10 protein-coding genes and 1 pseudogene are annotated in these 16219 nt (G+C 64.5%); 7 read left to right on the top strand and 4 right to left on the bottom strand.

Annotated features, from left to right (window positions below):
* Positions 1–54 precede the first annotated feature (54 nt).
* The gene (locus ABIA45_RS14840; RefSeq protein WP_404652578.1) at positions 55–1227 is read left to right on the top strand and encodes a M20 aminoacylase family protein; all 1173 of its coding nucleotides are present in this window, start codon (positions 55–57) and stop codon (positions 1225–1227) included.
* Between the two features lie 105 nt (positions 1228–1332).
* Here ABIA45_RS14840 and ABIA45_RS14835 read toward each other — a convergent pair whose 3' ends face one another.
* Both ABIA45_RS14835 and ABIA45_RS14830 read right to left on the bottom strand, forming a co-directional pair.
* Positions 1333–2775 carry a UdgX family uracil-DNA binding protein gene (locus ABIA45_RS14835; protein ID WP_404542433.1) on the bottom strand — a complete coding sequence of 481 codons (1443 nt, stop codon included), beginning with the start codon at positions 2773–2775 and terminating at the stop codon, positions 1333–1335.
* A complete protein-coding gene (locus ABIA45_RS14830; RefSeq protein ID WP_404652577.1) occupies positions 2775–4010 on the bottom strand; it encodes a putative DNA modification/repair radical SAM protein in 1236 nt (411 codons plus the stop codon). Before ABIA45_RS14830 ends, ABIA45_RS14835 begins: the two co-directional genes overlap by 1 nt.
* 162 nt (positions 4011–4172) lie before the next feature.
* Here ABIA45_RS14830 and ABIA45_RS14825 point away from each other — a divergent pair, with 162 nt between their 5' ends.
* Genes ABIA45_RS14825 through ABIA45_RS14815 form a run of 3 tightly spaced genes read left to right on the top strand, consistent with a single transcriptional unit; the run spans position 4173 to position 9914 of the window.
* Positions 4173–4961, top strand: coding sequence for an ImuA family protein (locus ABIA45_RS14825; RefSeq protein WP_404652575.1), 789 nt, complete (start codon positions 4173–4175; stop codon positions 4959–4961).
* Positions 4858–6453, top strand: coding sequence for a Y-family DNA polymerase (locus ABIA45_RS14820; protein WP_404652573.1), 1596 nt, complete (start codon positions 4858–4860; stop codon positions 6451–6453). The genes ABIA45_RS14825 and ABIA45_RS14820 overlap by 104 nt, the downstream gene beginning before the upstream one ends.
* A complete protein-coding gene (locus ABIA45_RS14815; protein ID WP_404652572.1) occupies positions 6450–9914 on the top strand; it encodes an error-prone DNA polymerase in 3465 nt (1154 codons plus the stop codon). Before ABIA45_RS14820 ends, ABIA45_RS14815 begins: the two co-directional genes overlap by 4 nt.
* 167 nt (positions 9915–10081) lie before the next feature.
* Here ABIA45_RS14815 and ABIA45_RS14810 read toward each other — a convergent pair whose 3' ends face one another.
* Entirely contained in the window at positions 10082–10852 is a 771-nt protein-coding gene (locus tag ABIA45_RS14810; protein WP_404652570.1) for an SDR family NAD(P)-dependent oxidoreductase, read from the bottom strand.
* 230 nt (positions 10853–11082) lie between these two features.
* Positions 11083–11370 carry a hypothetical protein gene (locus tag ABIA45_RS14805; protein ID WP_036006055.1) on the bottom strand — a complete coding sequence of 96 codons (288 nt, stop codon included), beginning with the start codon at positions 11368–11370 and terminating at the stop codon, positions 11083–11085.
* Between the two features lie 90 nt (positions 11371–11460).
* Between ABIA45_RS14805 and ABIA45_RS14800 the strand changes: the two are divergent.
* From ABIA45_RS14800 to ABIA45_RS14790, 3 genes and pseudogenes are all read left to right on the top strand, one after another.
* Positions 11461–11675 (top strand): annotated as a pseudogene (locus tag ABIA45_RS14800) (CoA transferase); the annotation flags it as partial.
* Positions 11676–11820: 145 nt separating this feature from the next.
* The gene (locus tag ABIA45_RS14795; protein WP_404652569.1) at positions 11821–13071 is read left to right on the top strand and encodes an efflux RND transporter periplasmic adaptor subunit; all 1251 of its coding nucleotides are present in this window, start codon (positions 11821–11823) and stop codon (positions 13069–13071) included.
* A gap of 29 nt (positions 13072–13100) precedes the next feature.
* Positions 13101–16217 (top strand): efflux RND transporter permease subunit, encoded by a 3117-nt coding sequence (locus ABIA45_RS14790; RefSeq protein ID WP_404652567.1) that lies wholly within the window; start codon positions 13101–13103, stop codon positions 16215–16217.
* The last annotated feature ends 2 nt before the right edge of the window (positions 16218–16219 follow it).

Raw genomic sequence — 16219 nt, 5'->3', positions numbered from 1 at the left:
GACCGACGCTTGCATGGTAGACAATCCTGTATTTCCAACAGCTCGAGACCTTCCATGCCCATCGTGAACCGCGTCGCCGACCTTCAACCCGATATCCAGGCCTGGCGGCGGGACATCCATCAGCACCCCGAGCTGCTGTACGATGTCCACCGCACCGCAGCATTCGTTGCTGACCGGTTGCGGGAGTTCGGCTGCGACGAAGTCGTGACCGGTCTCGGCCAGACCGGCGTCGTCGGCGTGATCAAGGGCAACAAGCCCACCGGCGAGGGGCTCAAGGTGATCGGCATGCGTGCCGACATGGACGCGCTGCCGGTCGAGGAGCAGACCAATCTGCCTTACGCCTCCAAGATCCCCGGCAAGATGCACGCCTGCGGCCATGACGGCCACACCGCGATGCTGCTCGGGGCGGCCCGCTATCTCGCCGAGACGCGCAATTTCGCCGGCGATGCCGTGGTGATCTTCCAGCCCGCCGAGGAGGGTGGCGCCGGCGGCGCGGCCATGGTCAAGGATGGCCTGATGGAGCGGTTCGGCATCGAGCAGGTCTATGGCATGCACAACGGCCCGGGCATCCCGGTCGGCTCGTTCGCGATCAGGCCAGGCCCCATCATGGCGGCGACCGACGAGGTCGACATCGTGATCGAGGGCGTTGGCGGCCATGCCGCGCGTCCGCACAAATGCGTCGATTCCGTGCTGGTCGGCGCGCAGGTGATCACCGCACTGCAGTCGATCGTCTCGCGCAGCGTCGATCCCCTGGAATCGGCGGTCGTATCGATTTGCGAATTCCACGCCGGCAATGCCCGCAACGTCATTCCGCAGACCGCGACCCTGAGAGGCACCATCCGCACACTGTCGCCTGAGGTGCGCAAGCTGGTCGAGAAGCGCGTGCATGAAGTCGTGGCGGGCATGGCGCAGATCACCGGCGCCAAGATCGACCTGCACTACAAGCGCAATTATCCGGTCGTGAACAATCATGCGGCGGAAACCGAAGTGGCACGGCGCATCGCCACGCAGGTCGCGGGCGAGGCCCATGTCCACGAGATGGCGCCGCTGATGGGCGGCGAGGATTTCGCCTACATGCTGGAAGCGCGGCCCGGGGCCTTCATCTTCTGCGGCAACGGCGACAGCGCCGGCCTGCATCACCCCGCCTACAATTTCAACGACGAGGCGATCGTCTACGGCACGTCCTATTGGGTGAAGCTGGTCGAGGAGCAGCTCGCGGCGTCGTAGGACCGGGTCCGAAGCACAGATGAAAGGGCCCGTGCATTCCACGGGCCCTTGTCTATTTGAGAGATCGGATCGTCAACAACGGCGTGAAGCCATTTCCCGCTGTATTCACGCAGCCCGTGCGGCCTTCTTCTGCAGGCCGGCGGCGATCTTCAGATCTTCGACGAAGCGCCGATATTCCAGAACCTTGGCTTCGGGATCAGGCAGTCGCAGCAGATAGGACGGGTGCACGGTCACCAGCGCCTTGCGGCCTTCGGGAAGCTCGATCAACCGGCCGCGGTTCTTCCCGATAGGGGTGATCTTGCCGAACACGCTTTGCGCGGCGGTGGCGCCCATCGCCACGATGAGATCCGGTTGGATTGTCGAAACTTCCCGCTCATACCATTGCCGGCACGCCCGGATCTCGGGTGTGTTCGGCTTCTGGTGCAGGCGAATCTTTCCGCGCGGCACGAATTTGAAGTGTTTCACCGCGTTGGTGACATAGACCTTCTTGCGGTCGACGCCGGCCTCCTCCAGCGCGCGATCGAGCATTTGCCCGGCCGGGCCGACGAAGGGATGGCCGGCGAGGTCTTCCTTGTCGCCGGGCTGCTCGCCGACCAGCATGATGTTGGCATTCTTCGGCCCTTCGCCGAACACGGTCTGTGTCGCGTCCTTGTAGAGATGGCAGGCGCGGCAATGCGCGGCCTCCTCGCGGAGCGTTTCGAGATCGTCGGCAGCTGGCTTGCGTCTCATCGGAGCCTCCGGCCGCTTCTGAGGCTTGTGCGGATCGGTTGCGGCATTGGCGATCATGGCGCCGGTCATGCGCTCGGCGTCTTCGATCAAGGGCTTAATGATCGAGGCCTCGGGCAGGTTCCTCCAATATTTCTTCGGCATCTCGGCCTGCATCGCCTTCACCTTGAGCCGGGCCGGATTGAAGATGCTGGCATAGTAGCGCCGCCAGGTTTCCTCCAGCCGGTCTTCGCCCGGCGCCTCGCTCTTGCTGACGCCCGGCGTGAAGGAGAGCGCATGGCCGTCCCAATGCGCGCAGAGGTCCGGCGTCAGGATCGACCAGGGCATGTCGGCAAAGCGCTTGGCGAAGAACGGCGCGGCGAGCTCGACGACGTGATGCTCCGGCTCGAACCAGGCGACGTAGTGCGCCTGGCGTTCCCTGCCGATCTCGCGGAAGCGCACGAAGGCATGCATCTTGTGCTCGTCGCGATAGACCGCTTTCGCCATGGCCGTGACAAGCGCGACATCGGGGTCGGTCGCGACCTCGATGAGATCGTGATTGTCCTTCAGCCGGAACAGCAGGCGATACAGGATCGCAAAGCGCTCGTTGTCGCGATGCAGGATCGCCGCCTTGGCAAGCTCGACGAATTTTGCCGAGACGGTGAACGTGCCGTCGTTCACCTCGAGGATCGGAGACGGCGCTTGCGGCGCGAACAGCTCGGCTTCACGGCCCTGCACGGTCCAGGTGGCCTCGCCGGGCGGCACGTGATGGAGCACGAGGCTACGCGCGGCTTTGCGCCAGCCGTCGAAATCGGTTTCGGTGTCGAGCATGATGTACTGCATCAGAAGCCAAATCCCAGTTGCGTTGCTTTCGGCTTGAACCGTTCGATCAGCCCGGCAGCATCGAGACGATGCGGTGCGGGACGGTGATCGCTGAGGACGATGAACGGCAGTGCCTTGTTGCGGGGCACATGCAGCCGCGCGAGGTCGGCGAGGCGGATCGTGGTGGTGCGCCGCGTCGCGAGGATGCGTTCGACCGTCCTGGTGCCGAAGCCCGGCACCCGCAGCAGCTCCTCGCGGCTGGCGCGGTTGACGTCGAGCGGGAAGCGGTCGCGGTGGCGCAGCGCCCAGGCGAGCTTGGGATCGATGTCGAGCGGCAGCATCGCGCTGTCGTCGACGATCTCACCGACGTCGAAGCCGTAGAACCGCATCAGCCAGTCGGCCTGGTAGAGCCGGTGCTCGCGCAGCAGCGGCGGCTGTATCAGAGGCAAAGCATGGCTCGCGTCGGGGATCGGGCTGAAGGCGGAGTAATAGACGCGCCGCAGCCGGTAGGCGCCGTAGAGATTGGCGCTGGTGTGGAGAATGGTGTGATCGGAGGCGCTATCTGCGCCGACGATCATCTGCGTACTTTGTCCGGCGGGCGCGAAGCGCTGCGGTTTGGCCTTTGTCTTCGCGCTGCGGCTGTCCTCGGCCTCGTCCAGCTTCAGCCGCAGCCGGCCCATGGTGCGGCGGATCGCGCGCACGTCCTTCTCCGGCGCGAATTGCTGCAGGCTCGTCTCTTCAGGCATCTCGATGTTGATCGAAAGGCGGTCGGCATACTTGCCGGCCTCGGCGATCAGCGCGTCGTCGGCCTCGGGAATGGTCTTCAGGTGGATGTAGCCGCGGAAGTGATGCTCCTCGCGCAGTTTTCGCGCGACGTTCACCACTTGCTCCATCGTGTAATCAGGGCTGCGGATGATGCCGGAGGAGAGGAATAGGCCCTCGATGTAATTGCGCCGGTAGAAGTCGAGCGTGAGCCTGACCAATTCGTCGATGGTGAAGCGGGCGCGTGGGACGTTCGAGGACGCGCGGTTGACGCAATAGAGGCAATCGTAATTGCAGGCGTTGGTCAGCAGCACCTTGAGCAGGGAGATGCAGCGTCCGTCCGGCGCGTAGGAATGGCAGATGCCCATGCTTGGGGCGGTCGAGCCCATGCCCTTGCCGTCGCTGGAATCCCGCTTCTCGGTGCCGCTGGAGGCGCAGGATGCGTCGTATTTGGCGGCGTCCGCCAGAATCTCCAGCTTGCGTTGTACGTCCATGTTTGAATCTCTTTGATTCCGCTCATGAATCTTTGGATGCGCCAATTCGATTGACTCTGCCGGCGCCGTTAGCTTTATATTAGAACATATCATGAACAAATGAGCCAGCCGCTGGTTCTCTTTTTGAGAGCCATCGGCAATCACCTCTGAGGAGCGGCGAGCATGAGCGGCGCACGTATGAGCGCGCTTGCAATCCTGCGCGGCCAGATCGAGCGCATCGAGACGGCCGAGGTCGTGCATTCGCGCGATCGCGTCGCGCTCGGCCATGGCGCGGCCGACGCCGCGCTGAAGGGCGGGCTCGCGCGCGCGGCGATCCATGAGGTGTTTTGCGAGGGGCGTCAGGGCGCGGCCGCGACGGGGTTTGTCATGGGCCTTGCGGGACGCGTGAGCGCACGCCGGCCGCTATTGTGGGTGCGGCAGGATTTTTCGGAAGTGGAAACCGGCGCGCTGTCGATGAGAGGGCTCGCCGAGCTCGGCCTCGATCCGCGCCGTGTGGTGGTGGTGCGCGCCGCCGATGTCGAGAGCGCGCTGCGCACCTCGGCCGACGCGCTCGCCTGCGATGCGCTGGGCGCCGTCGTACTCGAGCTCTGGGGTGAGACCAGGCAGTTCGATCTGGTGGCGAGCCGCAAGCTGACGCTGGCGGCGCAATCGTCCGGCGTCACCGGCCTCTTGCTGCGGATGGCCGCGCAGCCGCTGCCTTCGACCGCGGAGACACGGTGGATGCTGCGTGCGGCGCATTCGCCTCCGGGCTCGGTGTGGAGTGCCTGGGGCGCGCCGGTGTTCGATGCCGAGCTCTTGCGCAATCGTCATGGCCCGTGCGGCCGGTGGATCATGGAATGGAATTGTGATGAGTGCCAGTTCAGTGAACCGTCGACGTATTCTCAGCCTGTGGCTGCCGCGCCTGCCGATCGACAGGATCCAGCGGTTCGTTGGCAGCGCCGGGCTGGGTAAAACCAATCATGCGCCTGATATCGTCGTCATCAAGGACAGCAATGCGCTGGTGATCCATGCGCTGGACGAGGCCGCCGAGCGCCTCGGCCTGTATATCGGCCAGCCGCTCGCCAATGCGCGGGCGATGTGCCCGGACTTGCGTGTGTTCGACGCCGATACCGTGGCCGATGCGAAGACGCTCAGCGATATCGCCGATTGGTGCGACCGCTTCACGCCGCTGGTGGCGCTCGATCCGCCGCACGGGCTGTTCCTGGACATCACCGGCTGCGCGCATCTGTTCGGCGGCGAGGCCGCGCTGCTCAAGACGCTGGTCCGTGCGCTCGGCCGGCAAGGCTTTGCCGTCAGCGCGGCGATCGCGGGCACCTCGGTCTGCGCACGCACGCTGACGCGGCAGGTATCCGGCACTATCGTTGTCGATGGCGGCGAGGCGGAGGCGATCAGGTCATTTCCGGTCTCCGCGCTCGGTGCGGGCGAGGCCATCACCACAGGCCTGCGCCGTGCCGGGCTGAAGACCATCGGCGACGTCGCCTCGCGCAGCGCCTCCGAGATCACGGCGCGGTTCGGCGCCCGGTTCTCCACGCTGCTCGCCCATGCGCTGGGGCAGGGCGATGCGCCGATCAGCCCGCGCAAACCGCTGCCCGACTACATCGTGGAAAAACGCTTTGCCGAGCCGATCGCAACCGACACCATGATCGCGATGACGCTGTCGCGGCTCGCCGACACGTTGATCGCGTCCATGGAGAAGCAGGGCAAAGGCGCGCGGCGGCTTGAAGCGGCGTTCTTCCGCACCGACGGCGTGGTGCGTACGATCACGGTCGAGACCGGACGTCCGGTGACGCGAAGCGCCGTGATCGACCGCTTGTTCCGCGAGCGGCTCGATGCACTCGCCGATCCCCTCGATCCCGGCTTCGGCTTCGACATGGTGCGGTTGTCGGCGAGCCGCACCGAAATCGTGGTGCAGGAGCAGCGCGATCTCGATGCCCATGTCCACGACAATGACGAGCTCGCCGCGCTGATCGACCGCATCGCTGCGCGCATCGGCGGCAAGCGTGTCGTCGTGCACCTGCCGCAGGATACCCATATCCCAGAAAGCGCGGTGCTGGCCGCATCGGCGCAGCATCATCTCACCGCCGCCATGCAGGCCGAATGGCCGGCGCGCGTCGCGAGCGAGCCGCCGCTGCGTCCCTTGCGGCTGTTCGACAAGCCGGAGCCGATCAAGGTGCCGTTCGCGACCGTGCCCGATGGCCCGCCGCATCAATTCACCTGGCGGCGCGCCCTGCATGCGGTGGTGCGGGTCGAGGGGCCCGAGCGCATCGCGATGGAATGGTGGCGGCAGGACGGTAAGCAGCTGACACGGGATTATTTCCGCATCGAAGATGCCGAGGGCCTGCGCTTCTGGATCTTTCGCGACGGTCTCTATGAAGGCGAGGTGTTCGATGGTGACGGCAAGCCGGCGTCTCCCGGCTGGTATGTGCACGGTCTCTTCGCATGAATACGCTTAGCTATGCCGAGATCGGCATCACCACAAACTTCTCCTTCCTGCGCGGCGGCTCGGATCCGCGCGCCTATGTGCATCAGGCGAGCGCTTTAGGAATTCCGGTGATCGGCATTGCCGATCACAACACGCTCGCGGGTGTGGTGCGGGCCTACAAGGAGCTCGACAATGACAAGGTGCTGCACAAGCCGAAACTGTTGATCGGCGCTCGCATCGTCTTCATCGACGGCACGCCCGACATCCTGGTCTATCCACGCGATCGCGCGGCCTATGGCCGGCTGTGCCAGCTCCTGACCCGGGGCAAGCGCGGCGACGACATCACGCGGATCGAAAAGGGCGAGTGTCATCTCAGGCTTGACGATCTCCTGGAATTCTCGGAAGGCCAGCTCCTGGTGTTGACGCTGCCGCATCGTTTCGAGCCGGCGCGGGCGCTGGATGTCCTCGCAAAGCTGAAGGCGAGCCGTGCCGAGGGCGTGTGGCTGGCGGCGAGCCTGCTCTATCGCGGCGACGACAAGCGTCGCCTCTTGCGGCTCGATGATCTCGCCGCAAAGGCAAAGGTGCCGCTGCTCGCGACCAATGAGGTGCTGTATCACGATCCCGGCCGCCGTCCGCTTCAGGACGTGCTGACCTGCATCCGGGAAAAGACCACGATCGAGGCGATTGGGCGGAAGTTAGAGGTCAATGCCGAGCGCTTCCTGAAGACGCCGCGCGAAATGGTGCGGTTGTTCCGCGATGTCCCCGAGGCGATCGCGGAAACCATGCGCTTTGCAAACGCAATCGACTTCTCGCTCGACCAGCTCAAATACCAGTATCCGGACGAGCCGGTACCGCCGGGCAAGACCGCGCAGGGGCATCTGGAGGACCTGACCTGGGCGGGCGTCGACAAATATTTCGGCGGCAAGATCGACGACAAGCTGCGCGCGACCTTGAACAAGGAGCTCGCGCTGATCGCCGAGCTGAAATACGCGCATTATTTCCTCACCGTGCACGACATCGTCCACTACGCGCGCAGCCAGAACATTCTGTGCCAGGGCCGCGGCTCGGCGGCGAACTCGGCCGTGTGCTACGTGCTCGGCATCACCTCGGTCGATCCGACCAAGGTGGACCTCTTGTTCGAGCGCTTCATCTCCAAGGAGCGGCTGGAGCCGCCCGATATCGACGTCGATTTCGAGCATTCGCGGCGGGAGGAGGTGATGCAATATGTCTATCGCCGCTACGGCCGCCACCGCGCCGCGATCATCGCCACCGTCATCCATTACCGCCCGCGCAGCGCCATCCGCGACGTCGGCAAGGCGCTGGGCCTCACCGAGGACGTCACCGCCGCGCTCGCCGACACCGTCTGGGGTAGCTGGGGCAAGGGTCTCAACGACATGCAGGTCCGGCAGGCCGGGCTCGATCCCGGCAATCCCATGATCAACCTCGCGGTCGAGCTTGCGACCGAGCTGATCGAATTCCCGCGCCATCTGTCCCAGCATGTCGGCGGCTATGTGCTGACGCAGGACCGGCTCGACACCTATGTGCCGATCGGCAACGCCGCGATGGACGACCGCACCTTCATCGAATGGGACAAGGACGACGTCGATGCGCTTAGCATGATGAAAGTCGACGTGCTGGCGCTCGGCATGCTGACCTGCATCCGCAAGTGCTTTGACTTGATCGACCAGCACAAGGGCGAGCGTTTTGTGCTGGCGAGCGTCCCGCAGGACGATCCCAACGTCTACGACATGCTGTGCCGCGGGGAATCGCTCGGCGTGTTCCAGGTCGAGAGCCGCGCCCAGATGAACATGCTGCCGCGGCTGAAGCCGCGCACCTTCTACGATCTCGTCATCGAAGTCGCGATCGTGCGCCCCGGGCCGATCCAGGGCGACATGGTGCATCCCTACTTGCGGCGGCGGAACGGACTCGAGAAGGTGAGCTATCCCTCGCCGTCACCGGAGCATGGCGACAAGGACGAACTCTACAAGGTGCTGCACAAGACGCTCGGTGTCCCGCTGTTTCAGGAGCAGGCGATGCGCATTGCGATCGAGGCCGCGCATTTCACTTCCGAGGAAGCCAACGGCCTGCGTCGCTCGATGGCGACCTTCCGCAATGTCGGCACCATCGGCCAATATGAGGAGAAGCTGATCGGCAACATGGTGGCGCGCGGCTACGATCCCAACTTCGCCAAAAGCTGCTTTGACCAGATCAAGGGATTTGGCTCCTACGGCTTTCCGGAGAGCCATGCCGCGAGCTTTGCACAGCTGGTCTACATTTCGTCGTGGCTGAAGCACTATCATCCCGACGCCTTCTGCTGCGGTCTGTTGAATTCGCAGCCGATGGGCTTTTATGCGCCGGCGCAGATCGTCAGCGACGCCCGCAAGAACGGCGTCGAGGTGCGCGACATCGACGTGTCCTACAGCTTTGCGCAGAACACGCTGGAGGAGGGGAGCGGTCAGTATTGCGCCGTGCGCCTCGGCTTTCGCCAGATCGATGGATTCCACTGGCTGGACGAGGATGAGGAGCGCCTGAAGCGCTCTCAGTCGTCATTCCGGGGCGCGCGTAGCGCGAACCCGGAATCCATCGCGCCGCATACGCCTGGCGGAGGAATGGATTCCGGGCTCGACGCTGACGCGTCGCCCCGGAATGACGGTGTCGAGAAAGCTCAGGATTGGGCCGACCGCATCGTCGCCGCGCGCAACCGTCGTCCCTTCACGTCGCTGGAGGATTTCGCCCGCGACACCGGCCTGCCCAAGCGCGCGCTGATCCTCTTGGCGGATGCCGATGCGTTCCGCTCGCTCGGGCTCGACCGCCGCGAAGCGCTGTGGCAGGTGCGGCGGCTGCCCGACGACGTGCCGCTGCCGCTGTTCGAGGCGGCGACCGCGCGCGAGCAGCCGGACGAAGGCGCAAAACCGCTGCCGGTGATGCCGCGCGCCGAGCAGGTGGTCGCGGACTACCAGACCATCCGCCTGTCGCTGAAGGGCCATCCGATGGAATTCCTGCGCGAGATGTTTACGCGCGAGCGTATCGTCGCCTGCAAGGAGATCAATCATGAGAACGAGCGGCGCCGCGTCCGCTGCGCCGGCGTGGTCCTCGTCCGGCAACGGCCGGGCAGCGCCAGCGGCGTCGTGTTCATGACGCTGGAGGACGAAACCGGCATCGCCAATGTCGTGGTCTGGCCCAAGATCATGGAGCAGTACCGAAAAGAGGTGATGGGCGCGCGCCTCATCCTGGTCGAAGGCTACATCCAGAGCAGCCCGGAGAAGGTGACGCATCTCATCGCCCAGCGCATGGTCGATCGCTCGCACGATCTGGTCGGATTGGCCAACGATGCGCTCGGCCGCAAGCATCCGCTGCCCGCAGGCGCCACCGTGGTCGAACCGCTCAACGAAGACCCTCGCGCGCTTACGGACATGCCAGCGCAAAAAATCCGCCACCCCCGCAACGTCCGCATCCTGCCGCCGTCGCGGGATTTTCATTGAGCGAGCGCGGGCTACTGCCGACGTTTATTGCGATGATTGCGCCTCATTCTCAGTCGTCATGCCCGGGCTTGACCCGGGCATCCACGTCTTTCGAAGTGTGCAGCAGTGCGTGGATGGCCGGGTCAAGCCCGGCCATGACGGAGGAGAGAGAGCTCGGCAAGCTTCCCTCAAAAATTCACCCGGTTCGAGATCGCGCCGTCCACGACCAGATTCGAACCCGTCGTGAATCCCGACACCGGGCTCGCCAGAAACACCGCCGCGCTCGCGATGTCCTGCGGTGTCGCCATACGGCCGGTCGGGTTGCGCTTCATCGCGTCGTTGTAACGCTCCGGCATGTTCTTCTCGATCATCTCCCAGACGCCGCCCTTGAAATAGACGGTGCCGGGCGACACGACATTCACGCGGATCTTCTTCTTCGCGTATTGCCGCGCCAGTCCCTTGGCCATGTGGATCAGCGCGGCCTTGATCGGGCCGTAGGAGCTCGCCGTGTCCGCCTGCGCCGCGGAGATCGACGAGATGATCACGAAGGCCGCATCGCCGCTGTTAGCGCCGCTTGTCTCGAGGAACGGCCGGGCGGCGTCGAAGGCGTGCACGGCGCCGAGCACGTCGAGCCGGAAATTCTGTTCCCAGGATGCAGGATCGTGCCCTTGCGCCATTGCGCCGGCATTGGAGAACAGCAAATCGATGCCGCCAAGCTCTTTTGCAGCAGCCTCGATCCAGCCTTTCAACGCCGCGCCGTCGGTGACGTCGACCGGGCCGCCGGTGGCATCGATGCCGCTCGCCTTCAGCTCAGTGACGGTTGCCGCAACCTGATCGGCATTGCGCGCGCACACCGCGACATTGGCGCCTTCGCCCGCCAGCGTCGCCGCAATCGCCCGCCCGATGCCGCGCGTGCCGCCGAGCACCACAGCGTTCTTGCCTTTGAGACCGAGATCCATTGTTGGCTCCTTTTTGTTGGTGCTGCGAGTGTAGCTGTTTCGCGAGGCGCCCAGAAGCCTCCACGTCGTCATTGCGAGCCACCGGGTCCGCGCAAAGCGCGGCCCGATGACAGGCTCCGCGAAGCAATCCAGAAATGCATCCGCGGAAGGATCCTGGATTGCTTCGTCGCATCAGCGCAAAATTGCTGCGCAATTTTGTCGCGAGCTCCTCGCAATGACGCGGAGAGACTTCACTCCGGCGCCGCTCCCACCGGCGGGCCGCCGGGCGGGCGGTGCAGGAAGGTCAACGAGGCATAGGCGCCGGCCCAGGAGCCGATTGCGGCAAAGGCAACGTAGAAGACGTTCTCGGTGTAGCTGATCACGGCGTAAGAGGAGAGCAGGTACCAGACCGCGCTCCAGTTCGCCGCCGGGATGCGCTTGCGCGCGATCACGGCCGAAGTGAACATGACATAGACGGCGTCGGTGGCCGCAGTCGCGATGAAAACGGCACCTGCGATGAGGGGATCGATGGCGGCCATTGCAATCCTTTCTGCGATCATGACACGGTCGCGAAAAGTACAGCAAATGAGCAGAGAGAGAAGCAGCCATGCAGGGCCCCGCCGACATTCTGGCTGTGGAATCTCAGCCGGCTCGAGGGCGATTGAATACCCCAGATGTTACGGGAGAGGCCGTACATGCTGCGTTCATAGAACGCATGCAATCCGGCTTCGGCACGTTGAAGGCGGTGCAGCATTCCGTTCGGCTGTCGAAGACGCCGGCGCAATGGAGCCGTCCGGCGATGCCGCTCGGCAGTCATCCGGCACAATGGCCGGGCCGAAGCTGACATGAAGCTGACATGTCGCAAAATTTTAACGCAGACGGAAAGGGCCGACGCGTTTTTTAGGTTGTTTGAAATCCCAATTCGGCACTATTAGCGCGAGCGATGAGGCAATCATTTGCCGAGATCGTCGCAGACACGACCGGGCCCCATGGCAGTTGAGATTACCAAGCGATTGCACGTGATTGCAAAACAACGGGTGATCGCATCCGTAGTTTTACTAGCCCTCGCCGGCGCCGGTGTCGGAGCGTACGGCTTGTTCTCTTCGGGCCCGAAGGCAAAGAAGCACTCCGAGATCTCCAGCCAGTCGCGCAGGAACGCGCAGACCTTCACGCCGACACCGTCCGAATGGGCGACGCTGACGATTGAACCGGTCGCCGCCAGGAGCTTCCGGGCCGAGTATGTCACCGAGGGCAAGGTCGCGGTCGACGAGGATCGTTCGACGCCGGTGTTCTCGCCCTATGCAGGCCGTGTCACCAAGCTGCTCGCCAAGCCCGGCGAGACGCTGAAGCAAGGTCAACCGCTGTTTACGATCGAGGCCGCCGACACCGTGCAGGCCCAGAACGATTTCATCGCGGCGATGACCTCGCAGAACAAGGCGAAGTCGGCGCTCGAGCTTTCCGACATCCAGTTCAAGCGCGCCAAGGACCTCTACGAGGGCCATGCCATTCCGCTCAAGGATTACCAGCAGGCGGAAGCGGCCCAGGTGCAGGCGCGCAATGACCTGCGCTCCTCTGTGGCGGCGCTGGAAGCCGCGCGCAACAAGCTGCGCATCCTCGGCTTCACCGACGAAGCCATCAAGACGTTCCAGGAAAAGGGCGTCATCGATCGGGAGATCACGATCTACTCGCCGATCTCCGGCACGGTCGTGCAACGCAAGATCGGCCCGGGCCAATACGTCAATTCCGGCGCCAGCGATCCGGTCTTCGTGGTCGGCGACCTCTCCACGGTCTGGCTCACCGCCTTCGTGCGCGAGAGCGATGCGGCCGCGGTGTGCATCGGGCAGGACATCACCGTCAATGTGATGGCGCTGCCGGGCCGTCCGTTCAGCGCCAAGATCAACTACGTTGCCGCCGCGATCGACCCCGCCACGCGCCGCCTGCTGGTCCGCGCCACGATCGACAACAGGGACGGGCTGCTCAAGCCGGAAATGTTCGCGAACGTCACGATCTATTCGGCCGGCGACCGCGCCGCGCCGGCGGTGCCGAAGCAGGCGCTGATCTACGAGGCCGACAAGGTCCGCCTCTGGGTCGCGCGCGAGGACAAGTCGGTCGAGCTGCGCCAGATCAAGATCGGTCTCATCAACGGCAACCTCGTCGAGGTCACCAGCAATCTGAAACCCGGCGAGCAGATCGTCACCAAAGGCAGTCTGTTCATCGACCGCGCGGCGTCCGGCAGCTGATCGACGACCCAAGAAAATTGAAGACCTGAATGGATCGTCTCGTTGCCCTTGCCGTCAACCGGCGTTTCCTGATGGTCGGCATGTTCGTCGCCGTGCTGATCGGCGGCCTGATCGCGTTCAACCGACTCAACATCGAGGCCTATCCCGACCCGACCCCGCCGATGGTCGATATCGTGACGCAGAGCCCGGGCCTGTCGGCGGAGGAGATCGAGCGCTACATCACGATCCCGATCGAAACCCAGGTCGCCGGCCTGAAGAACATCACGACCATCCGCACCATCTCGCTGTACGGTCTGTCCGACGTCAAAATCCAGTTTTCCTTCGCCTACACCTATGACGAGGCGCTGCAGCAGGTGCTGAATCGCCTGGCGCAGCTCGCGCCGTTGCCGGGCAACGTCCAGCCGCAGATCTCCCCGCTCAGCCCGATCGGCGAGATCTTCCGCTATCGTCTCGTCGGCCCGCCGAACTACAGCGTGCTCGACCTCAAGACCATCCAGGACTGGATACTGCAGCGCCGCTTCCGCGCAGTGCCCGGTGTAATCGACGTCACCGGCTGGGGCGGCAGGAGCAAGACCTACGAGATCCAGGTCGACTTCAACAAGCTGGTCGCCAACGGCCTGACGCTGCCGCAACTGCTCCAGGCGGTCGGTAATTCGAACGTCAATGTCGGCGGCAACACCGTCGATATCGGCCAGCAATCCGCCGTGGTCCGCGGCGTTGGCCTGATCCGCTCGATCGACGATCTCGCCAACACCATGGTGGCGCAGACGGGTGGCAATCCGGTGCTGGTGAAGGACGTCGCCACCGTCACCGTCGGTCAGAAGCCACGTCTCGGCATTGCCGGCCTCGACGATTCCGACGACATCGTGCAGGGCATCGTGCTGATGCGGCGCGGTGAGCAGAGCTCGCCGACCATCAAGCGCGTCCACGAGCTCGTTCAATCCATCAACAATTCCAGCATTCTGCCGCCTGGCGTGCGCATCGAGCGCATCTACGACCGCGGCGACCTGATCGAGCTCACCACCCACACCGTGCTGCACAACATGGTGGTGGGCATCCTGCTGATCGTGCTGTTGCAGTGGATCTTCCTTGGCGATCTCCGCAGCGCGCTGATCGTCGGCGCCACCATCCCGTTCGCGCTGTTCTTCGCCGTCATCATCCTGGTGCTGCGCGGGGAATCGGCCAACCTCCTGTCGGTCGGCGCGATCGATTTCGGCCTCATTGTCGATGCCACCGTGATCATGGTGGAGGCGATCTTCCGCCGCCTCACGCAAACGACGCCGATGTCGGGATCCGAGCATATGTCGCCCGAGACGCTGTTCGGCATGAAGAGCCATGCCATCCTGAGCGCGGCCGCCGACGTCTCTCGATCCATCTTCTTCGCCGCGGCGATCATTATCGCGGCGTTCCTGCCGCTGTTCACGCTCTCTGGCGTCGAGGGCAACATCTTCGGGCCGATGGCGCGGACCTATGCCTATGCGCTGGCCGGCGGCCTGCTTGCCACCTTCACCGTGACTCCCGCGCTGTCCGCCATCATCCTGCCCGCGCATGTCGAGGAGACCGAGACGAAGGTGATGCTGATCCTGCACCGGCTCTACATGCCTGTGCTGAACTGGGCGGTCGCCAACCGCAACATCGTCCTCGGCGCCGCGGTCGGCCTGGTGTTGATGACGGTGGCGCTCGCCCGGCTGCTCGGTCTTGAATTCCTGCCGAAGCTGGAGGAGGGCAACCTCTGGATCCGTGCCACGCTGCCGCCGACCATCTCGCTGCAGGAAGGCAACAGCTACGTCAATGAGATGCGCAAGGTGATCCGCGCCCGGCCCGAGGTCGAATCCGTCGTGTCGCAACACGGCCGTCCCGACGACGGTACCGACGCCGCCGGCTTCTTCAACGCCGAGTTCTTCGCGCCGCTCAAGCCCGTGAGCCAGTGGCCCGGTACCCGCGACAAGGAAGAGCTGACCGCCCAGCTGCTCAAGCAGCTCGACGATCGCTTTCCCGGCGTCGAGTTCAACTTCTCGCAATATCTCCAGGACAACGTCTCCGAAGCCGTCTCCGGCGTGAAGGGCGAGAACTCGATCAAGCTGTTCGGCAGCGACCTTCAGGCGCTGACCGACACCGCCAACAAGATCAAGTCCGTGCTCGCCACCGTGCAGGGCGTCACCGACCTTGCGGTGTTCACCTCGCTGGGCCAGCCGACCGTTCAGATCGACATCGACCGCGCCAAGGCGGCGCGCTACGGCCTCGCGCCGGGCGACATCAACGCCACCATCAAGGTCGCGATCGGCGGCGACACCGCCGGCGACCTCTATGAGCCCGGGAGCGACCGCCACTTCCCGATCATCGTCCGCCTCGCGCCGGAATACCGCCGCAGCGCCGAGGCGATCCAGAATTTGCGGATCGGCGCGCCCGGGCCGAACGGCACCGTCACGCAGATCCCGCTGAGCGAGGTCGCCACCATCAGCCTCGTCTCCGGTGCCGCCTATATCTATCGCGAGCAGCAGGAGCGTTATCTGCCGATCAAGTTCTCGGTGCGCGAACGCGATCTCGGCAGCGCGATCAGCGAGGCGCAGCAGAAGATCGCCGCGCAGGTGCAGCTGCCGCCGGGCTCGCACATGGAATGGGTCGGCGAGTTCGGGAATCTTCAGGACGCGATCCGGCGGCTCTCGATCGTGGTGCCGATCTCGCTGGCGCTGATCGGCGTGCTGCTCTGGTTCAATTTCGGCTCGATGACCGACACGCTGCTCGCGATGAGCGTGATTCCGATGGCGATCTTCGGCGGCGTGCTCGGCCTCTTGATCTCGGGCACCGCGTTCAGCGTCTCCGCGGCGATCGGCTTCATCGCGCTGTTCGGCATCGCGGTGATGGACGGCATCATCATCCTGTCGCAGTTCAACCAGCTGATCGAGGAGGGCATGGACCGCATGAGCGCGGTGGTACGCACCGGCGAGCTGCAGCTCCGGCCGGTGCTGATGACCTGCGTCGTCGCAGGCGTCGGCCTCCTGCCGGCAGCGTTGTCTGAAGGCATCGGCTCGCAGGTGCAGAAGCCGCTCGCGGTCGTCGTCGTCACCGGCATGATGCTGGCGCCGGTCGTGATCCTGGTGACCTTGCCGGTGCTGATCTCCTTCTTCTCCCGCCGCGCGCGCTGACC

Origin of the sequence: Bradyrhizobium sp. USDA 336 (assembly GCF_044908355.1) — a bacterium.
Taxonomy (GTDB): Bacteria; Pseudomonadota; Alphaproteobacteria; order Rhizobiales; family Xanthobacteraceae; genus Bradyrhizobium; species Bradyrhizobium yuanmingense.
Note: the sequence above shows the minus strand (reverse complement) of the source record. Positions and strands in the feature narration are given on the sequence as shown.